The organism is Gracilibacillus sp. Marseille-QA3620, from assembly GCF_054950035.1.
Genome location: NZ_CM143102.1, coordinates 244,225 through 265,473, shown reverse-complemented (window position 1 = coordinate 265,473; position 21,249 = coordinate 244,225). Strand labels below are relative to the sequence as shown.

The following is a 21,249-nucleotide window of genomic DNA, read 5'->3' as shown; positions in this document are numbered from 1 at the left end:
AATCATTTCATTATACTTTGCTCAATGTTGAGCATAATTGGACAAATTTTGACCCAGACTTCATTTTCCGGTAACTAGTTGGCGTCATTCCCATTCTTTCTTTAAAGAAGCGGCTAAAATGAGCGGCACTTTCAAAGCCAGTGGATATGTATATATCCTCAAGCGGCAGATTGGGCTGCATTTCTAGCAAGTACTTTACTTGAATCAACCTGCAATCCATCACATATTGCATGACCGTATAACCCGTCACCTCTTTAAAAAGATGAGAAATATAGTATTTACTGAGATTTAACTCTTTCGCGATTCGTTCTAAGCTGATTTTTTCACAATAGTGTTGATTGATCCATGAGGCAATATTATCCGCCTGCCGTTTCTTTTCGATGTTTTTTGGCTCAACTCGGAAATATTGACTTGCACTCATTTTATAAATCTTCATGAGGAGCTGAAGAAATTCAAGCTCTATTTCAGCCTTTAATAAGACATTTACCTGGCCTGTACATTCAAATTCCCGATGAATTTCTTCCAGTTGTACTGCGAGCCACCTGATTTTCTTGGACACATACTGACCTGAATCATCAAATCCTGTCCTAAGTATGCAAGTGTTCATTTTTTGGAAGGGAGACAGAAGGTTTGGCATCCCCAATCTAGACATAATCTTTTCCCACCAAGCCGGTGAGAAATGAACCATACTCCTCACATAGGTTTCAGGAGAGGGTGTATTGGCCTTATGTAAAGTCAATCCATCCAACAAAACAATATCCCCTGGCTGTAAATCGTATATAGCATCTTGAATAAAATAGTTACAATGCCCTTCTTCAAAAACATAAATCTCATATGTACTGTGGGTATCAAATCGATTCTCTGACATAGCTTGATTTAATCCTTGAAGACGGTAAAAAGCCATGATTGATTCATCTAATACTTTAGGTTGATAACAGTCTGTTGCCCATCGATTCACTACTATTCACACTCCCGGAAGTCAGCATTCTGAAGGAAATACCTCGAACACCTATTACCATACTAGTATACCAAAAGAAAAAAAGCATTTTACGAAAGTGCTTTCTTTTCCTTTTTTTTTGACTTAAATTGTGCTTGACTTTATCTGGGTTACATAGCAAAAAGGCTTCTGAAAAGATGGTGTCCTTTTCAGAAGCCTTTTTCATTGAAACTATAGATTGCAGTACTTGATTAGGGATACCATTTAAACAATTACAGAATACCTGCTATTATCCCCTCCCTGAAATCTTCATCTATAAATGCACAGCAAGATTGTAGTTATGATCGGATAAATAAATATCTTTATATAGTTACACTAGCAAGAGGAATCCTCTAAATTTTAACAGAAAGCAGATTCCTAAATTACCCTTTTATTCCATTAACTTGATATTAACCTTTCAATCTTTTATGCTAAATAAGTAAGAAATCCTATTTAGGGGTGCCGCTATGAAAACATTTAACTACAGACACTCAGCAATGGAGCTTCTATTAACTAGAGAACTAAACATTATTAATAATCCACAATCACTGAAGAACAAACTGTTTTCAAAACGAAAACTGATTACGGTTGTATGTGCCGCCTACAATGCCGAAAAATCTATAAGCAAAATGATTGAATCTATTATTAATCAAAGCCTCGATTTTGAAAAGATTGAACTTATCATTGTAGATGATGGTTCTACGGATAATACCGCTTCAATAATTCGGAATTTCACAAAAAGTCACCCAAATATATCCTTGGTTATCCTCAACCAAAATACCGGAACTCCAGGCATTCCGAGGAATATTGGCATTGAACTTGCAACTGGAAAATACATCTCATTCATAGATGCAGATGATTGGTTTCATCCAAATGGTTTGAAGGCACTTAGTGACATCCTAGAAGAAACAGGAGACACCTATGCTGTCGGCAAAACGATAAAAGTTAGTACACATGGCGAAAGCATTATTGGAGAATGGCAATCCAATAAAGAAAGAAGACGCGTGTCTCCTTTTGACATCCCATATTTCTTCTATCATATGGGACCACATGCTAGAATGATGAGAACCTCTCTTCTACATGACCACCATATCGGGTTTCCTGAAATGAAGTTCGCTGAAGATAAGTTATTCTTCTTCGATGTTCTATTAAACAGTCCATCCGTTTCAACAACAATGGAACCGATCTATTATGTAAATCGTTTGGACGACAATAATCAATCTCTCACAAAAGTAACCAGTGTTCTTGATAAAAGAGCTTCTGACTTAAAAGTAATTCAACACATCAAAGACCAACACCTTCCTGTTCATCAAGAGAAAGTACTACTCAATCGGATTTATGAATATGATTTCCTGCGTACCTTTGACAGCATGGCATTCGTCAATTCCACGGAAAAGGAAAAGTTCTTTGAACTGCTTGAACAGGCGTATCAAACAACACAAGACTTATCCTATAACTTTCTCGACCACATCGAGCATCCGACATACAAGCTCGCAATGGAGCTATATGTTGACGGACGGACAGAGGAATTCACCAAACTGTTCACCTGGATGAAAAGAGATAAGTACAATAAATACATCATTCAAGATGATATCGCCTATTATGAAGTACCATTCTTAACCGGTAAACACAAGCTACTCGAGATTCCTATGTATGTAAGAGCGCTAGACTCTTATTATGCGGATAAAAAATTTATCCAACATATAGAAATCTTTAGCAGAAATATAAAGCAAATCAATTCCGTCCTCATCCGGGATAGAAACCGAATTGATAATGACCTGGAATGTGAATTGAAATTTGTTCCTGGCTCTAACTCAATCGCTTACTTTGAAGTTGATATTCCAGTTATCGAACAGTTACAGAACTCCTCCTTCACTTTGTTCCTGAAGTATGCGGACTATAGACTATCAAATATTAAGAAGATTAACAAAACAAAAATCAACTACAAAAATAAAACGATAGAATTCTACATCACTATCGCAAATAATTTAGGACTTTCATTAAAGGATAAATAACTGAATGATACACCCAAGAGGGCTGTTCCACTAATCCCTTTTGAATTATGTAACTAGAGATGTCAAAAGGCAGAAATATTGTATTTAACAACATTTCTGCCTTTTATTTATAACTGGTAACTGTCCATTCATCTCTCTTCTCAATCTCTCTAGTATCACTCACTATCACAGCTTCATTGCCGGCTATTTCATGCTGACATAAGGCCCATCCATGGTTATATGATCTTTAGCAGGCTCACTCACTCACCCATCAATCCATACTTCTCTAAGATTTCCAATGTAATCCCCTTAGCATCTGCACTCGTGCCATCAATATTTGCCGCAAAGCTGTATGCCCTCTTATCGTTCTTAATAAAACCTACATACCAGCCTATGCCGGACCCTTGTCCTGTTTTCCCGTAAAGGATATAGTCATCCCCTTCATCCTGAATCATCATGCGTTTAACAGTCTTCATGACATCCTGGTCAAAGGGAAGTTCCTCTCTATAAAGGCTTTCTAGGAATTCAACCTGCTCTACTGGCGAAATCTTAAGCGAGCTGCTTAACCAGAACTGATCAATTCCTCCGCTGATATCTTCGTTTCCATAAGATATCTTATGCACCCATTCATCCATTCGATCCATCCCTATATCACGCGCCATCGCCTGATAATACCACACGACAGAATTCCTCATGGCAGACCCAAGCACATGATCCTGATTCCAGACCGGAATTTCCCTTTCGATTCCATCCCAATACTTAATATCATATTCATCCTCTACCGCTCCAACCTGGAGCCCAATCAATGAATTTGGCACCTTGAAGGTAGACTGAGGAGCAAATCGCTCATTAGCTCGGCTCTTGTTATACACAAAGGTCTTCTCATTTCTCAAATCCCGCAATACGAATGTCCCGTTAATATCCTTAAAATATTCTTCCACCTTAAAATCCTTTACCTTTGAATTCCCTTTAGCTGCACCTGCTTCACTAAGCGGTTGACCATTCGCAAATGACAGAAAAACAACACTAATCAATATCAATATGACGTACAGACCCTTTCTCTTTTTCATCATTCATTCACCTCTCGAAGTGTAGTTTTGGTCCTTTATGTACTATTCGATAAAGCAGCAGACAATCCTTTTTTTGTAAAATAGCCAACTGTACGAGGTCAAAAAAAAGAAGCCTCCCACAAGTTACTTGAACTCATGAGAAGCTTCTCTCCATTCATTTAGTTTTCTAAGCACGCATTAATACGCCATTCCGCTTTGGTATCTCCTGCTCAGCTATCTGATTCATTTTACAATAATGGTCAAAAAATTGTTGTGCCAGCTCTCGCTCATTTGGATCCCTTTTCAATGAAATGATATCAAGCAAGATTTGAGCCATCCATAAATTATCGAAATAACGGTATTTCCCTGTATTCCATGTCATTTTATCCGGAGATTTTTGATTAACATAATACTCCCAGAAGCGAAGCTGATCTGACTCCTCTTCGGTAAGCTGGATTCTGTATTTGGAATGAGCAGGAATAGTCCCATCCTTACAAAGCTTGCCGATAAATTTTTCATTTACCATATAGACGCCTAAAATACGTCTGTCTTTTTCAGGCATGCCGGGGTCGATTGCCGTTAACAGGACCGCACTATTTTGGTGCAGGCGGACCGGCTTGTTCGGATTCCCCTTGTTACTGCCACTTTTTATGACCCCTGAAAAGACTCTCCACTCTGAAAAGGCAAGATTTCTCTCTTCTTTATCACACCAAAAAACCATTTGTGATTCAGGATGGAGCTTATGATTTTTCATTAGTTTTTCGTGTTCTATTCGAAGCTCTTGTTTTTTTTGCTGCAGCTTTTTTTCCTCTTCCTTTTTCCATTCTTCCTCTCTTCGTTCATCTTCTTTCTTTTGTATAATTTTCTCGAGTGACTCCGCATCACTCTTATCATGTATTTTTAAGTGCTTTCCAAATACATCAGGGAAAACAAATAGTTTATTTTCTGATTCGAAATTTATTTCAATGCTAGAATCATTATGCTTAACGATACTTCCCATGCCAAAACGCTTGTGTGTAACTTTCTTATTGATCAGATTCATTATTCAAGTCCTCCTTGAGAATAAAAACTTGGTTACCGAGAATTTTAAAGCTCACACAATTGTTTGACTTCTTTCTTCCGTTTATAAAAGGATATAAAAAAACGTATCCAAATTCTATCTTCACACGGTTCAACGGAATTTGAAATACGGATAATAAACAACTGTAAGACTATTATAACATTTTTTACTAAATAAGCAAATTTATTATTGACATAATATTTTATTTTGAGTTAAAATTAAATTTTATTATCTACAAAAACATAAAATAAATCATACTATATAACAAATAATCACATTAACAAGAGCGTATATCCCCTCGGATATACGCTCTTATTTGGAGAAACTAATCAAAGAGAGAGGACGATCATTCGATTATCTCTCTTATCCCATTGCTTAACGCCATGCTATTGAATCCGCACTGTTCCATGGCCAAAGCAAGCTCTTCTCTTAATTGCTTGATATCAAAATCGATCAATCGCTTCCCTGCGATGAAGACATCTCTTGCATTGCCGGCATTCGCAGAGTATACCAACGCTGAATAAAGGTCAAAGATAGGAAACATATTAACAGCATCTGTTTCTACTAGGATGAAATCGGCTTGTTTCCCTGCTTCAATCGAACCAATCTGCTCCCCCATCCCTAACACCTTTTGGCTTGGTGCCTGTCACTCCCCGATATTTGTCGAATACCCCTTCAAACCTAAAGAAGCATCCCGCAAGTTTTTCAACTTGTGAGATGCTTCTTTGAATGAGGTAGACAGAGGAACTTAGGCTTAAACCGCGGCGTCCTGCCGCGAGACTTTAGCCACCACGTCCTGTGGAAGTTACATCATGCCGCCCATTCCGCCCATGCCACCCATGTCAGGCATTCCGCCGCCAGCGTTTTCTTCTGGCTTGTCAGCAACAACTGCTTCAGTTGTTAAGAACATAGCTGCAACAGATGCTGCGTTTTGAAGTGCAGAACGAGTTACTTTCGTTGGGTCAACGATACCAGTTTCAATCATGTTTACCCATTGGCCGTTAGCTGCGTTGAAGCCGATGCCGATTTCTTCGCGTTTTAAACGGTCTACAACAACAGATCCTTCTAGGCCTGCATTGAATGCGATTTGGCGAACTGGTTCTTCTAGTGCACGAAGAACGATGTTTACGCCTGTTTGCGCGTCGCCTTCTAGTTCGATTTCAGCTACTTTGTTGTACACACTTACAAGTGCAGTACCACCACCAGCTACGATACCTTCTTCAACAGCGGCACGAGTGGAGTTAAGTGCGTCTTCGATACGAAGTTTGCGTTCTTTTAGTTCTGTTTCAGTAGCGGCGCCAACTTTGATAACGGCTACACCGCCAGCAAGTTTAGCAAGACGCTCTTGAAGTTTTTCTTTATCGAATTCAGAAGTTGTTTCTTCTAATTGTGAACGGATTTGGTTGATGCGAGCACCGATTTCGCTTGTTTCGCCAGCGCCTTCGACGATTGTTGTTGTTTCTTTCGTTACAACAACTTTTGCAGCGCGTCCAAGAGAATCTAGTGTCGCGGATTTAAGGTCGCGTCCTAGTTCTTCTGTGATTACTTCACCGCCAGTTAATGCAGCGATATCTTCAAGCATTGCTTTACGACGGTCGCCGAATCCTGGAGCTTTAACCGCTACAGCATTGAATGTTCCGCGAAGTTTGTTCACAACAAGTGTTGCTTGCGCTTCACCTTCAACATCTTCTGCGATCAACAATAATGGTTTGCCTTGTTGAACAACTTGCTCAAGGACAGGAAGTACTTCTTGGATGTTGGAAATTTTCTTGTCAGTGATTAAGATGTATGGATTTTCAAGGACTGCTTCCATTTTGTCAGAGTCCGTTACCATGTATGGAGAAGAATATCCGCGGTCGAATTGCATACCTTCAACAACATCTAGCTCAGTTGTGAATCCTTTAGATTCTTCGATTGTGATAACGCCGTCGTTGCCAACGCGTTCCATCGCTTCAGCAATCAATTGACCTACTTCTTCGTCAGCAGAAGAGATTGCCGCAACCTGTGCGATAGAAGCTTTGCCTTCGATTGGTTTAGAGATAGCTTGTAATTCTTCGATTGCAACAGAAACAGCTTTCTCGATTCCTTTACGTACGCCCATTGGGTTAGCGCCAGCAGTTACGTTCTTTAATCCTTCACGAATCATCGCTTGAGCAAGAACAGTCGCAGTTGTCGTACCGTCACCAGCGATTTCGTTTGTTTTGCTTGCTACTTCAGCAACAAGCTTCGCACCCATGTTTTCGAATGCATCTTCAAGCTCAATTTCTTTCGCGATTGTTACACCATCGTTTGTGATAAGCGGAGAACCGAATTTCTTCTCAAGTACAACATTGCGTCCTTTCGGTCCAAGTGTAACTTTTACTGTATCAGCTAATGCGTCAACCCCGCGAAGCATAGCGCGGCGTGCTTCTTCACTAAATTTAATGTCTTTAGCCATTCGTAAATTACCTCCTCAAAATTTTGTAGTATGATATTTTTTAACCGACATTAGCTTTGCTTATCCGATTACAGCTAAAATGTCGCTTTCACGTAAAATTAAGTATTCGTTGCCTTCGTATTTCACTTCAGTACCTGCGTATTTAGAGAAGATAATGTGGTCGCCTTCGGATACTTCCAATCCTACACGCTCCCCATTCTCAAGGACACGGCCTGTGCCTACCGCTACGATTTTGCCTTCAGATGGTTTTTCTTTGGCAGTGTCAGGTAACACGATGCCGCTTGCAGTTTTCTCCTCTTGTGCGACAAGTTCAATCACAACGCGATCTCCTAGTGGCTTTAACAAGTAAAACTACCTCCTTAAAGTTATCTCCATTTTTATTAGCACTCATTAGGTATGAGTGCTAACACAATTTATATATTAAATAAAGACTATCTGATTTGCAAGAGATATGAGCGAAAATTTTAGAAAATTTTATAAGGTCATTTTCTCCGCTTTCACTTGGGCTAGTATACCCCTTTGCAGGGCAGATTATGTTATATATAAAGGGAAAAGTTTTGCAATTGTACCTAAGGGGGAAAAACGGGTAGAATGATGGTGTAGCTTTTTCGTATTGGGCTGACATTAAGCCCGCTTGATTTGGATACTTGTCATTAAAGGAGTTTTGTCTTTGAAGAAAAATTATTGGCTGATTGTCCTTATATACGTTGCCATGCAGCTATCGAGCATTATCGGTCTACCTCTAATGGGATGGATTCTGCCGAACTTCGTGGCCGAGGATCAAGTAGCCATCTATTCAGTCGTCTATTGGATTATTATCAGCTTCTTCATTGCCCTCATCATTACGTTATTCTTCTTGAGGAATGAGCGTAATGAAATGGAACGGTGGGAGCGTATGCCGCTTGGCAGTTCTCTTGCATGGGCTGTCGGAGGAATCTTCCTTGCCTTGATTGCCCAGGCTGTTGCGGGTACGATTGAACAGCAGATTTTCAACATTAAGGGAGAATCTGAGAACACAAAGAATATCCTCGCCTTAATCGAGATGTTTCCAGTTGTAATTCTAATTACTTCTGTCATTGGACCCATTTTGGAGGAAATCGTGTTCCGGAAGATTCTATTCGGGGCACTATTATATAAGCGGTTTGGGTTCTTCCTTAGCGCTTTAATCAGCTCAGTTATCTTTTCACTTGCACACGGCGAGCCTGAGCATACCTTGCTTTATTCAGCGATGGGCTTCACATTCGCCTATCTCTATGTCAAAACAGGCAGAATTATTGTGCCAATCATTGCGCACGTTAGCATGAATACACTTGTTGTCCTCCTTTCCACCTATTCAGGTGATTTAATCAAAGAGATGGAGAAGGCACAAAGTTTTATCGGAGGTTTATTATGAGACGATCACCGTTGTATATGGCAACGATTTATTTCATCCTGGGGGCTGTGTTTATCTTTTTCGCAGTCCAAAATGTAACAAGGAGCGGCTGGGATTTCTTTACTTACTTCCTGGTCATCCTGGCAACGCTTGATATTGGATCCGGTATTCGCTTTATCGGTATCCACCGCAAGATCAAGCAAATGAAAAACGAACAGCAGCCAAAGAGCAAATAAAGCAGAAAATCTCGAAGTTTATTCTTCGAGATTTTCTGCTTTTTCGTCTTCTTTTATTTCTTCGTTTCCACCAGAAGGATAATGCTTTAAGAAATAAACAAGCGATTGAAGCTCTACAGCCAGGTCAATATGATGGACCCGAATGGAATCTGGTACACTTAAACGTGCTGGCGTAAAGTTCAGTATGGCTTTCACATTTGCTGCCACAAGCCTGTCCGTAATAGGTTGAGCCGCTTGGGCTGGTACCGTTAAAATAGCCACCTTGATATTTGAGTTTGCGAGCTTGCTCTCAAGTGCATCCATATCAAAGATTGGCACGTCCCCGATGAAGGTTCCCACCTTCTCAGGCGATACATCAAAGGCAATTTCAATCTTCGTATTATTATTCTTCATGAAATTATAGTTCAAGAAAGCAGTCCCCAGGTTCCCGACACCAATCAGGGCCACTTGAGTGAGCTCATCCTGGTCTAGTGTCTTACGGAAGAAGGACAGCAAGTAATTGACATTATAGCCGTAGCCTTTCTTTCCTAGCGCTCCGAAATAGGAGAAATCTCTCCTGATTGTCGCGGAATCGACTTTGACGGCCTCACTCAGCTCTGCTGAGGACACCCTCAGCTTCCCGGAGGCATGTAAGTTCTGTATAAATCGGTAGTACAGCGGCAGCCGCTTCGCTGTCGCTTGTGGTATTTTTGTATTCTCCTGCAACATTTCTTTCCCTTCTCCCTTACTATTAGAGTCCCCTATGCTTATTCTCGTCCAATTGTTTTTGGAAATCCGGACTGGATACTCCGCCTGTCTTCTTAACTAGATATGTTTCTCCGATAACCATGCCCTTATCAATGGCCTTGCACATGTCATAAACGGTCAGCGCAGTAACCGAGGCCGCTGTTAGGGCTTCCATTTCTACACCTGTGCTTCCCTTCGTCTTCACAGACACCTGGATGCGCAGACGCCTCTGTTCTTGTTCAGCTTCCCAAAAGAAACGGATGTCTATTCCTTTGAGGGAAATCGGATGGCACATAGGAATTATATCAGATGTTTTCTTCGCTGCCATAATGCCAGCCACTTGGGCCACAGCTAAGACGTCACCCTTTTCCATTTCACCGGAACTGATTTTCTCATAAATCTCTTCCTTAACTAAAATGCTTGATTCCGCTATCGCGATGCGGGTTGTCTCAGGCTTATGCGCAATATCAACCATCTTCGCTCTTCCCTGCTCATTGAAATGAGTGAATTCACTCATCGCCATTCCCCCTCTACCTTTATCTTATAATATATTTCAATTTCGTGGTAACGTTTGTGTAAATATTCACATATGTCCTATTCAGTTGCGGTTCCCAGACTCCGTAAGATACACTAAGGCTAGTACTTCTTGAGGTGAGAATCATGATAATTTTACAAGTTAACAATGTATCCAAATATTATGGTGCAGAAGCAATTTTGTCCAGTATTAAGCTTGAAGTGCAATCGAAAGACCGAATTGCTCTCGTTGGCCGCAATGGCGCTGGGAAATCCACCCTCCTGAAGATTATCGCTGGTCAGCTTTCGCATGATGGCGGCAATATCTTCATGCCAAAGGGAACTACAATCGGCTATCTTGCCCAGCATACAGGCTTGAATTCTGACCTATCCATCTGGGATGAGATGTTGACGGTGTTCGCCAATCTGCAAAAGCAGGAGGAAGACTTGCGCGCCTTGGAGAAATCCATGTCTGACCCTGATATCTATCATGACAGCACCCGTTATGAGCGAATATTGAAGGATTATGATCATTTGCAGGAGCAATTCAAGAATGCCGGAGGCTATCAGATGGAAAATGATATCCGCTCCGTCCTGCATGGTCTTAATTTTGCCGATTACGATTATGCTACACCTGTCAGCTCATTGAGCGGCGGACAGAAGACACGGCTTGCCCTTGGGAAACTATTGCTGACGAAGCCTGATTTATTGATTCTCGATGAGCCGACTAACCATCTTGATATCGATACGCTATCCTGGCTTGAGGGATATTTGCAATCCTATCCTGGCGCTATCTTAATTGTCTCCCATGATCGCTACTTCCTCGATAAGGTCGTCAATCAGGTCATGGAGCTTTCACGTACGTCCATCAGTAAATATACAGGCAATTATAGCAAATACCTTGTCCAAAAAGCAGAGGAATATGAGCGCAACCAGAAGCTGTTTGAAAAGCAGCAGGATGAGATTGCCAAGCTAAGGGATTTCGTGCAGCGAAATATCGCACGTGCGTCCACAACCAAGAGGGCACAGAGCCGTCAGAAGCAGCTTGAGCGCATGGAATTGCTTGACCGCCCTCAAGGTGACGAAAAGTCTGCTAACTTCTCCTTCCAAATAGAGAAGCAAAGCGGAAACGAGGTATTACAGGCAAACGATATCGCTATTGGCTATGAAGAGCCTGTAGCTAAATCGATTAATTTCCGCATCACACGCGGTGAAAGCATTGCCCTCATCGGTCCGAATGGAATCGGAAAATCAACCCTTCTTAAGACCATCACGGACAAGCTCCCTGCCATCAGCGGCGAGTTCCAATTCGGCGCTAATGTCACGGTCGGCTACTATGACCAGGAACAGGCGAATCTTTCATCCAATAAGACTGTGCTCAATGAGCTGTGGGATGACTACCCGATGAGCCAGGAAAAGGATATTCGCTCCATCCTCGGCAACTTCCTCTTCAGCGGCGATGATGTAATGAAGACCGTCTCCACCCTGAGCGGCGGTGAGAAGGCAAGGCTTGCCCTCTCAAAACTGATGATGCAAAAGGCCAATCTGCTTATCCTCGATGAGCCGACAAACCATTTGGACCTCGACAGCAAGCTCGTCTTAGAAAATGCTCTTGTCGACTATCCCGGCACCCTTTTATTCGTTTCCCATGACCGCTACTTCATCAACCGAATTGCTGACAAAGTCATTGAGATGGGGCCAGCTGGCACGGTTGAATATCTTGGGGATTACGACTATTACGTCGAGAAAAAGCGGGAGCTTGCTGAACTGGCAGAGCTTGAGAATAAACCTGCGGTGCAAGCCAATCAACAGACTGTGGAAAAGTCCTCCTATCAAGAGGATAAAGAATTAAAAAAGCAAAACCGAAAGCGGCAGCGCCGCATTGAAGAAATTGAAGCAGCAATCGAAACACTCGAGGAAAAAATCGCTGAATATAATGAGCAGCTTTGTGACCCTGAGGTTTATCAGGATCACGAAAAAACATTAGAAATCCAAGGACAGCTCACAACGACGGAAACAACCATGGAAGAATTAATGGAGGAATGGACCATTCTCCAAGACTCCTAAAACGGGCCTGTCCATGGCCCGTTTTTTATCAACATATTTACCCACAGACAGTTCATAACTATATCAGGTATTCAACCTATTTTTCCACATTATCCACAGATATCGAAAGTATTATCCACAGAAAATGTGCATAACTCATAGTTATCCACAATCATTTTAGAACTTTCTGCATTTTTTGACCACTAATACTTAGGGATAAAGAAAGAGCCGCTGATTTAGCAGCGGCTCTTCTTTTGTGTATTATTCTAAATCTAACCCTGGATTTGCATTTAAATCCATACCAGCACGTCTGCCTTGCTCATAGGCAATGCTTCCGGCTGCCCCAATCATGACCGCATTATCTGTACATAAATATAATGGCGGGATGATTAATTCAATCTCCTTCTTGCCTTCAAAGGCTTCTTCGAGTCTTGCTCTCAATCCTTTGTTGGCGGCTACTCCGCCGGCAAGTAAGACTTGCTTCACACCGTATTGCTCTGCTGCCTTCAATGTCTTGGTCACAAGAACATCAATCACACTCTCCTGGAAGCTGCAAGCGAGATCCTCAGGCGCAATGGTTTCTCCCTTTTGGGAGGCATTATGAAGTGTATTGATGACAGCAGACTTCAGGCCGCTGAAGCTGAAATCATAAGAATCCTCTTCAAGCCATGCTCTCGGTAATTTCACCGTCGACTCCCCTTCATGGGCCAGGCGATCAATATGAGGACCACCCGGATATGGAAGCTTCAACGTGCGCGCGACCTTATCATATGCCTCTCCCGCAGCATCATCACGTGTTTCCCCTATCACTTCAAAGGAACCATGCTCCCTCATTAGCACAAGCTCTGTATGTCCCCCTGAAACGACGAGAGAGAGCAGCGGGAATTGGAATTCTGTCAAGATTCGATTCGCATAAATATGACCGGCAATATGATGAACATTCACGAGCGGCTTGCCGTGAGCAAATGCCATCGCCTTAGCTGCATTCACGCCAATTAAGAGGGCACCTACCAGACCTGGTCCCTCTGTCACAGCAATTGCATCAATCTCATCCCACGTGATGCCTGCCTGCTCTAAGGCCTCCTCCACGACGACCGTAATAGCCTCTACATGATGTCTGGAGGCAATCTCCGGGACGACGCCGCCAAAGCGCTTATGACTCTCAATTTGAGAGGCAACCACGTTAGAAAGGATTTCCCGGCCATTCTTAATCACTGCAGCTGCTGTTTCATCACAGCTTGTTTCTATTGCTAAAATTAATTGATCCTTTTTTACCATAATTCCACCCACATTACTAAGGCATCCTCCATATTATCTGTGTAATAATTCTTTCGGATACCGCCTTCTTGAAATCCCATTTTTCGATATAATTTCTGGGCACCATGATTCGTTACCCTTACTTCAAGGGTCATTCGCTTAACGCCCATGCTTTTCGCCGTTCCCATCATACGAATCATCAACTCCTCGCCAAGGCCGTAGCCGCGATAGGCAGGAAGAAGCGCGATATTCGTGATATGCCCCTCATCTAGGATAACCCATTGTCCGCCATAACCAATGACACGGCCTCTGTCCTCCACGACAAGATAGACGGCATACTGGTTGTTCACCAGCTCGTTATAAAAGGCTTCCCTGCTCCATGGCAGAGTAAAGGAGGCATGCTCAACCTCCATCACATCATCTAAATCCTCAAGTGTCATTGCCCGAAACATCACTGTATGATTGGTCATCATTCTTCCCTCTGTTTCTCTTGAGCTTCTAACCATTTCGCCTCTGCTTCCGCTAAACGCACATAATTCGGTACAAATGAATGAATCTCTTCTGCCGGTCTTTGCATTCCCAGCATCGCAAGCTCACCTGCGCGAGCATGATGAAGCGGCGCTGGTGCAAGCAACGCCCTGTCTCCCAATGCCTCCTTGAATGTTTCCTCATGAATGGAGGCATCACTTCCAACAAAGAGAACCGGTGCATCCAGCCTCCTCAATCCATCCGCGAAGTCCTTCGCAAGTACATTTTGATCATCCTGTATCCGTGTAATCTTCCCATTCTCCGCTTTAAAGAGCGCCGTGTACAGCTGGCCTCGTCGTGCATCAAATACCGGGCACACATAACCGTTAAAATAACGCCCATTCAGCGCAAGCGCCTCAAGGCTTGAAATACCGACGAGCTCTATACCCAGACTCCAGGCTAGTGACTTCGCAATCGTCACGCCAATACGCACACCTGTATAGGAACCAGGCCCCTTAGCGACGACAATCCTGTTAAGGTCAGCAGGCTTCATCCCGCACTCTTTAAGCAGTGCTTCCACAGTAGGCATCGCCCGTACAGAATGATTTCTCTTTGTATAAGTTATTTGCTCACCGATAATTCCTTGCTCATTAGCAACAGCCACTCCAAGAACATTCGTCGATGTATCAATGGCTAATACATTCATTTAAAAAATCTCCTCACACAACTTTTCATAAAATTCACCTTGGGGTACAGCCTTGATCCTGCGCTGCTCATCCCCTTCATGATATAAATACAAGGTCAGCAGCTCATCCGGCAATTGTGTCTTAATTAAATGAGCCCATTCCACAATGGTCACCCCATCGCCTTCGAAGAACTCCTCAAAGCCGAAGTCCTCATCCTCATTCTCAATTCTATATACATCCATATGATAAAGCGGCATATTTCCTTTGTATTGTTTCATGATCGTAAACGTTGGACTATTCACTGTCCGTGTCACGCCTAGACTCTTAGCGATTCCCTTTGTAAAGGTTGTCTTGCCAGCACCAAGGTCACCCTCAAGCGCCACTACTGAACCCGGAACAAGACGTCTGCCAATCTCCTCAGCAAGCTGCCTCGTCTCCTGTTCGTTCTTACATAATAATTGATACTCCGTCACAGTCATTCACCATGCTTTAATATTTTATTATTAAAGTGTACCTTATTTTTGTGCGTAAAGCCAATTTACCTTTATAGGCAGGAGGACGGAATTATATGGAGAAGCAGAAGGGATTCTAGTAAACTCGGATTCCTTCGTAGGTTAGCTTGAATTAGCTAGGCTGGAGTTATCACAGGCTTGGTCCTAAGTGGGGATCTGCTCGGCAGGCAGTTCTCGCCCTTACCTGAGATTTATCGCCCATAGACCTCGGATTTAGCCCATAACCTTAGTTGTTCGCCCTTAAAAATACCCGTTCGCCCTTAAATAGAAAGAATTCGCCCTTAAATCTTAAAATCACGGATTGGTAGGTAATAAATAAAGCCCATCTATCTCCTCCCCATCAAAAATGACTAGCTAACGTAGTTTTTTAGGATATATTTTGCTTTTTCTCCTCAAAATCTTTGAAAACTACCCCTCTGTTAAGCCATTTTCATTTCTCTTGCATCTTCATGATGCCCTGAAAACACAAAAAAACCAGCTCACTACTGAACTGGTTTCTGCTTGCCCGGCAACGTTCTACTCTCACAAGGGACGCGCTGCCATAACTACCATCGGCGCGCGAGCTTAATTTCCGTGTTCGGAACCCGACCGGCGATAAGCGGTGGATTTCGGCGTCGGCCGCGCTCGCTCAGTACTCATGTACATCGTACATTCCGTGCTTCCCTCACTTGCCTCCTTGACCTCCTTGCTTCTCCCCAATCGGAGATGCCTGCTGTCAGTCAGGTGAGCTTCCTTTACACTTTTAATAGATACAATCTCTTTCGAGATGAAAGCACAAAAAAACCAGTTCACTACTGAACTGGTTTCACTTGCCCGGCAACGTCCTACTCTCACAGGGGCGTGAGCCCCAACTACCATCGGCGCTGAAGAGCTTAACTTCCGTGTTCGGAATGGGAACGGGTGTGGCCTCTTCGCCATCGTTACCGGACTTATTCAAGAATGTTGAATCATTCTTTCAAAACTGGATAATGTTTGTTTGGCCTATGCGTTTTGTTCTTGGTTAAGTCCTCGAACGATTAGTATCCGTCAGCTCCATGTGTCGCCACACTTCCACCTCGGACCTATCTACCTGATCATCTTTCAGGGTTCTTACTAGCTTGCGCTATGGGAAATCTCATCTCGAGGGGGGCTTCATGCTTAGATGCTTTCAGCACTTATCCCGTCCGCACGTAGCTACCCAGCTATGCTCCTGGCGGAACAACTGGTACACCAGCGGTGCGTCCATCCCGGTCCTCTCGTACTAAGGACAGCTCCTCTCAAATTTCCTGCGCCCACGACGGATAGGGACCGAACTGTCTCACGACGTTCTGAACCCAGCTCGCGTACCGCTTTAATGGGCGAACAGCCCAACCCTTGGGACCGACTACAGCCCCAGGATGCGATGAGCCGACATCGAGGTGCCAAACCTCCCCGTCGATGTGGACTCTTGGGGGAGATAAGCCTGTTATCCCCGGGGTAGCTTTTATCCGTTGAGCGATGGCCCTTCCATGCGGAACCACCGGATCACTAAGCCCGACTTTCGTCCCTGCTCGACTTGTAGGTCTCGCAGTCAAGCTCCCTTGTGCCTTTACACTCTGCGAATGATTTCCAACCATTCTGAGGGAACCTTTGGGCGCCTCCGTTACTCTTTAGGAGGCGACCGCCCCAGTCAAACTGCCCACCTGACACTGTCTCCCACCCCGGTTCAGGGGTGCGGGTTAGAAGTTCAATACAGCGGGGGTAGTATCCCACCGACGCCTCCACCGAAGCTGGCGCTCCGGCTTCAAAGGCTCCTACCTATCCTGTACAAGCTGTACCAAAATTCAATATCAGGCTGCAGTAAAGCTCCACGGGGTCTTTCCGTCCTGTCGCGGGTAACCTGCATCTTCACAGGTACTATAATTTCACCGAGTCTCTCGTTGAGACAGTGCCCAGATCGTTACGCCTTTCGTGCGGGTCGGAACTTACCCGACAAGGAATTTCGCTACCTTAGGACCGTTATAGTTACGGCCGCCGTTTACTGGGGCTTCAATTCGCACCTTCGCTAATGCTAAGCGCTCCTCTTAACCTTCCAGCACCGGGCAGGCGTCAGCCCCTATACTTCGCCTTGCGGCTTCGCAGAGACCTGTGTTTTTGCTAAACAGTCGCCTGGGCCTTTTCACTGCGGCTCACCTGGGCTTTGACACCCTGGTGAGCACCCCTTCTCCCGAAGTTACGGGGTCATTTTGCCGAGTTCCTTAACGAGAGTTCTCTCGATCACCTTAGGATTCTCTCCTCGCCTACCTGTGTCGGTTTGCGGTACAGGCACCTTCTTCCTCGCTAGAGGCTTTTCTTGGCAGTGTGGAATCAGGAACTTCGGTACTCTAGTTCCCTCGCCATCACAGCTCAGCCTTGTGTGATGAGCGGATTTGCCTACTCATCGGCCTAACTGCTTGGACGCGCATATCCAACAGCGCGCTTACCCTATCCTACTGCGTCCCCCCATCACTCAAATGGAAGAGAGGTGGTACAGGAATATCAACCTGTTGTCCATCGCCTACGCCTTTCGGCCTCGGCTTAGGTCCTGACTAACCCTGAGCGGACGAGCCTTCCTCAGGAAACCTTAGGCATTCGGTGGAAGGGATTCTCACCCTTCTTTCGCTACTCATACCGGCATTCTCACTTCTAAGCGCTCCACATGTCCTTCCGGTCATGCTTCACAGCCCTTAGAACGCTCTCCTACCACGCATACCATACGGTATGCATCCGCAGCTTCGGTGATACGTTTAGCCCCGGTACATTTTCGGCGCAGAGTCACTCGACCAGTGAGCTATTACGCACTCTTTAAATGGTGGCTGCTTCTAAGCCAACATCCTGGTTGTCTGGGCAACTCCACATCCTTTTCCACTTAACGTATACTTTGGGACCTTAGCTGGCGGTCTGGGCTGTTTCCCTTTTGACTACGGATCTTATCACTCGCAGTCTGACTCCCGAACATAAGTCTTTGGCATTCGGAGTTTGTCTGAATTCGGTAACCCGATGAGGGCCCCTAGTCCAAACAGTGCTCTACCTCCAAGACTCTCAGTTCGAGGCTAGCCCTAAAGCTATTTCGGAGAGAACCAGCTATCTCCAGGTTCGATTGGAATTTCTCCGCTACCCACACCTCATCCCCGCACTTTTCAACGTGCGTGGGTTCGGACCTCCATCCAGTGTTACCTGGACTTCATCCTGGACATGGGTAGATCACCTGGTTTCGGGTCTACGACCACATACTCATACGCCCTATTCAGACTCGCTTTCGCTGCGGCTCCGTCTCTTCAACTTAACCTCGCATGGGATCGTAACTCGCCGGTTCATTCTACAAAAGGCACGCCATCACCCGTTAACGGGCTCTGACTACTTGTAGGCACACGGTTTCAGGATCTCTTTCACTCCCCTTCCGGGGTGCTTTTCACCTTTCCCTCACGGTACTGGTTCACTATCGGTCACTAGGGAGTATTTAGCCTTGGGAGATGGTCCTCCCGGATTCCGACGGAATTCCTCGTGTTCCGCCGTACTCAGGATCCACTCGGGAGGGAACGAAGTTTCGGTTACAGGGTTGTTACCTTCTCTGACGGACCTTTCCAGGTCGCTTCGCCTACCCCGTTCCTTTGTAACTCCACAATGAGTGTCCTACAACCCCAGAAGGCAAGCCTTCTGGTTTGGGCTGGTTCCGTTTCGCTCGCCGCTACTCAGGAAATCGCGTTTGCTTTCTCTTCCTCCGGGTACTTAGATGTTTCAGTTCCCCGGGTGTGCCTTCATACACCTATGAATTCAGTGTAAGATACTGCTCCATTACGAACAGTGGGTTTCCCCATTCGGAAATCTCCGGATCAAAGCTTACTTACAGCTCCCCGAAGCATATCGGTGTTAGTCCCGTCCTTCATCGGCTCCTAGTGCCAAGGCATCCACCGTGCGCCCTTATTAACTTAACCGTTAAAAAACTCTTACTCGGTTTTTATACATTAATGACGCATTACTTTGCCTTACTACATTATCCAGTTTTCAAAGAACAATTTTCAGAAGGATTGCTCCTTCAAAACTAAACAAAACTACTTGGCTGAGGCAGTCTATATTCCTTAGAAAGGAGGTGATCCAGCCGCACCTTCCGATACGGCTACCTTGTTACGACTTCACCCCAATCATCTGTCCCACCTTCGGCGGCTGGCTCCCGTAAGGGTTACCCCACCGACTTCGGGTGTTACAAACTCTCGTGGTGTGACGGGCGGTGTGTACAAGGCCCGGGAACGTATTCACCGCGGCATGCTGATCCGCGATTACTAGCGATTCCAGCTTCATGCAGGCGAGTTGCAGCCTGCAATCCGAACTGAGAGTGGTTTTATGGGATTTGCTTAACCTCGCGGTCTTGCTGCCCTTTGTACCACCCATTGTAGCACGTGTGTAGCCCAGGTCATAAGGGGCATGATGATTTGACGTCATCCCCACCTTCCTCCGGTTTGTCACCGGCAGTCTCCCTAGAGTGCCCAACTGAATGCTGGCAACTAAGGACAAGGGTTGCGCTCGTTGCGGGACTTAACCCAACATCTCACGACACGAGCTGACGACAACCATGCACCACCTGTCACTCTGTCCCCCGAAGGGGAACGCCCTATCTCTAGGGTTTTCAGAGGATGTCAAGACCTGGTAAGGTTCTTCGCGTTGCTTCGAATTAAACCACATGCTCCACCGCTTGTGCGGGCCCCCGTCAATTCCTTTGAGTTTCAGCCTTGCGGCCGTACTCCCCAGGCGGAGTGCTTAATGCGTTAGCTGCAGCACTAAGGGGCGGAAACCCCCTAACACTTAGCACTCATCGTTTACGGCGTGGACTACCAGGGTATCTAATCCTGTTTGCTCCCCACGCTTTCGCGCCTCAGCGTCAGTTACAGACCAAAGAGTCGCCTTCGCCACTGGTGTTCCTCCACATCTCTACGCATTTCACCGCTACACGTGGAATTCCACTCTTCTCTTCTGCACTCAAGTCCTCCAGTTTCCAATGACCCTCCACGGTTGAGCCGTGGGCTTTCACATCAGACTTAAAGGACCGCCTGCGCGCGCTTTACGCCCAATAATTCCGGACAACGCTTGCCACCTACGTATTACCGCGGCTGCTGGCACGTAGTTAGCCGTGGCTTTCTGGTCAGGTACCGTCAAGGTGCCAACCTATTCGAATGGCACTTGTTCTTCCCTGACAACAGAGCTTTACGACCCGAAGGCCTTCTTCGCTCACGCGGCGTTGCTCCGTCAGACTTTCGTCCATTGCGGAAGATTCCCTACTGCTGCCTCCCGTAGGAGTCTGGGCCGTGTCTCAGTCCCAGTGTGGCCGATCACCCTCTCAGGTCGGCTACGCATCGTCGCCTTGGTGAGCCGTTACCTCACCAACTAGCTAATGCGCCGCGGGCCCATCCGTAAGTGTTAGCTAAAAGCCAACTTTCCCTCTGACACCATGAGGTGTCAGAAACTATTCGGTATTAGCACCGGTTTCCCGGAGTTATCCCAATCTTACGGGCAGGTTGCCCACGTGTTACTCACCCGTCCGCCGCTAATCATCCGGGAGCAAGCTCCCATCTGATTCGCTCGACTTGCATGTATTAGGCACGCCGCCAGCGTTCGTCCTGAGCCAGGATCAAACTCTCCAAAAGATGTTTGATCTAGCTATAATTTAAAACATTGACGAGAGTTAAACTCTCTTTTTTAAGACTTGCTTAGCGTTTCGTTTTGTTTAGTTTTCAAAGAACAATCATAAATATTGGAGCGGGTGAAGGGAATCGAACCCTCATCATCAGCTTGGAAGGCTGAGGTTTTACCACTAAACTACACCCGCATGATTAAATTGAAGATTGATGGTCGGGAAGACAGGATTCGAACCTGCGACCCCTTGGTCCCAAACCAAGTGCTCTACCAAGCTGAGCTACTTCCCGTA

Annotated in this window: 16 protein-coding genes, 2 tRNA genes and 3 rRNA genes; 4 read left to right on the top strand and 17 right to left on the bottom strand. The window is 45.0% G+C overall.

Annotation, left to right across the window (positions count from 1 at the left end; translation table 11 throughout):
- Positions 1–10 precede the first annotated feature (10 nt).
- On the bottom strand, positions 11–958 hold the full coding sequence (locus tag ACY8DX_RS01485) for an AraC family transcriptional regulator (RefSeq protein WP_462406073.1): 948 nt from the start codon (positions 956–958) through the stop codon (positions 11–13).
- Positions 959–1,443: 485 nt separating this feature from the next.
- On the opposite strand from ACY8DX_RS01485, the gene ACY8DX_RS01480 reads away from it, so the two are divergent.
- Positions 1,444–2,991, top strand: a complete 1,548-nt coding sequence (locus ACY8DX_RS01480) for a glycosyltransferase family 2 protein (protein ID WP_462406072.1) — start codon at positions 1,444–1,446, stop codon at positions 2,989–2,991.
- Positions 2,992–3,230: 239 nt separating this feature from the next.
- On the opposite strand, the gene blaOXA is transcribed toward ACY8DX_RS01480, so the two are convergent.
- The 5 genes from blaOXA to groES form a co-directional block, all read right to left on the bottom strand.
- Positions 3,231–4,040: a class D beta-lactamase gene (gene blaOXA, locus ACY8DX_RS01475; RefSeq protein WP_462406878.1), complete on the bottom strand. Its 810-nt coding sequence runs from the start codon at positions 4,038–4,040 to the stop codon at positions 3,231–3,233.
- 166 nt (positions 4,041–4,206) lie between these two features.
- Positions 4,207–5,061 carry a malate synthase gene (locus tag ACY8DX_RS01470; RefSeq protein ID WP_439802136.1) on the bottom strand — a complete coding sequence of 285 codons (855 nt, stop codon included), beginning with the start codon at positions 5,059–5,061 and terminating at the stop codon, positions 4,207–4,209.
- 364 nt (positions 5,062–5,425) lie between these two features.
- Positions 5,426–5,698 (bottom strand): amidohydrolase family protein, encoded by a 273-nt coding sequence (locus ACY8DX_RS01465; protein WP_462406071.1) that lies wholly within the window; start codon positions 5,696–5,698, stop codon positions 5,426–5,428.
- A 186-nt stretch (positions 5,699–5,884) separates the two neighbouring features.
- Positions 5,885–7,516, bottom strand: a complete 1,632-nt coding sequence (groL, locus tag ACY8DX_RS01460; RefSeq protein ID WP_462406070.1) for a chaperonin GroEL — start codon at positions 7,514–7,516, stop codon at positions 5,885–5,887.
- A gap of 60 nt (positions 7,517–7,576) precedes the next feature.
- Entirely contained in the window at positions 7,577–7,861 is a 285-nt protein-coding gene (gene groES, locus ACY8DX_RS01455; protein ID WP_049672428.1) for a co-chaperone GroES, read from the bottom strand.
- Between the two features lie 325 nt (positions 7,862–8,186).
- Here groES and ACY8DX_RS01450 point away from each other — a divergent pair, with 325 nt between their 5' ends.
- Together ACY8DX_RS01450 and ACY8DX_RS01445 are read left to right on the top strand one after the other, a co-directional pair.
- Positions 8,187–8,909 (top strand): CPBP family intramembrane glutamic endopeptidase, encoded by a 723-nt coding sequence (locus ACY8DX_RS01450; protein WP_049672429.1) that lies wholly within the window; start codon positions 8,187–8,189, stop codon positions 8,907–8,909.
- On the top strand, positions 8,906–9,124 hold the full coding sequence (locus tag ACY8DX_RS01445) for a YdiK family protein (RefSeq protein WP_049672430.1): 219 nt from the start codon (positions 8,906–8,908) through the stop codon (positions 9,122–9,124). The genes ACY8DX_RS01450 and ACY8DX_RS01445 overlap by 4 nt, the downstream gene beginning before the upstream one ends.
- Positions 9,125–9,142: 18 nt before the next feature.
- On the opposite strand, the gene ACY8DX_RS01440 is transcribed toward ACY8DX_RS01445, so the two are convergent.
- Both ACY8DX_RS01440 and moaC read right to left on the bottom strand, forming a co-directional pair.
- Positions 9,143–9,832: a redox-sensing transcriptional repressor Rex gene (locus ACY8DX_RS01440; protein ID WP_049672431.1), complete on the bottom strand. Its 690-nt coding sequence runs from the start codon at positions 9,830–9,832 to the stop codon at positions 9,143–9,145.
- A 22-nt stretch (positions 9,833–9,854) separates the two neighbouring features.
- Entirely contained in the window at positions 9,855–10,367 is a 513-nt protein-coding gene (gene moaC, locus ACY8DX_RS01435) for a cyclic pyranopterin monophosphate synthase MoaC (protein WP_049672432.1), read from the bottom strand.
- Positions 10,368–10,510: 143 nt separating this feature from the next.
- Here moaC and ACY8DX_RS01430 point away from each other — a divergent pair, with 143 nt between their 5' ends.
- The gene (locus ACY8DX_RS01430) at positions 10,511–12,430 is read left to right on the top strand and encodes an ABC-F family ATP-binding cassette domain-containing protein (RefSeq protein WP_462406069.1); all 1,920 of its coding nucleotides are present in this window, start codon (positions 10,511–10,513) and stop codon (positions 12,428–12,430) included.
- Positions 12,431–12,670: 240 nt separating this feature from the next.
- On the opposite strand, the gene tsaD is transcribed toward ACY8DX_RS01430, so the two are convergent.
- The 9 genes from tsaD to ACY8DX_RS01385 form a co-directional block, all read right to left on the bottom strand.
- A complete protein-coding gene (gene tsaD / locus ACY8DX_RS01425) occupies positions 12,671–13,687 on the bottom strand; it encodes a tRNA (adenosine(37)-N6)-threonylcarbamoyltransferase complex transferase subunit TsaD (RefSeq protein ID WP_462406068.1) in 1,017 nt (338 codons plus the stop codon).
- Positions 13,681–14,139 carry a ribosomal protein S18-alanine N-acetyltransferase gene (gene rimI / locus ACY8DX_RS01420; RefSeq protein ID WP_231589557.1) on the bottom strand — a complete coding sequence of 153 codons (459 nt, stop codon included), beginning with the start codon at positions 14,137–14,139 and terminating at the stop codon, positions 13,681–13,683. Before rimI ends, tsaD begins: the two co-directional genes overlap by 7 nt.
- Entirely contained in the window at positions 14,136–14,840 is a 705-nt protein-coding gene (gene tsaB, locus ACY8DX_RS01415; protein WP_462406067.1) for a tRNA (adenosine(37)-N6)-threonylcarbamoyltransferase complex dimerization subunit type 1 TsaB, read from the bottom strand. The genes rimI and tsaB overlap by 4 nt, the downstream gene beginning before the upstream one ends.
- Positions 14,841–15,293, bottom strand: coding sequence for a tRNA (adenosine(37)-N6)-threonylcarbamoyltransferase complex ATPase subunit type 1 TsaE (tsaE, locus tag ACY8DX_RS01410; RefSeq protein WP_049672437.1), 453 nt, complete (start codon positions 15,291–15,293; stop codon positions 14,841–14,843).
- An 850-nt stretch (positions 15,294–16,143) separates the two neighbouring features.
- Positions 16,144–16,260, bottom strand: a 5S ribosomal RNA gene (rrf, locus tag ACY8DX_RS01405).
- A gap of 68 nt (positions 16,261–16,328) precedes the next feature.
- Positions 16,329–19,264, bottom strand: a 23S ribosomal RNA gene (locus tag ACY8DX_RS01400).
- Between the two features lie 148 nt (positions 19,265–19,412).
- Positions 19,413–20,968 (bottom strand): 16S ribosomal RNA (locus ACY8DX_RS01395).
- The 16S, 23S and 5S rRNA genes sit together here with 2 tRNA genes alongside, the layout of an rRNA operon.
- Before the next feature lie 108 nt (positions 20,969–21,076).
- Positions 21,077–21,150 (bottom strand) — tRNA-Gly (locus ACY8DX_RS01390).
- Between the two features lie 20 nt (positions 21,151–21,170).
- A tRNA-Pro gene (locus ACY8DX_RS01385) sits at positions 21,171–21,247 on the bottom strand.
- Between the last annotated feature and the right edge of the window lie 2 nt (positions 21,248–21,249).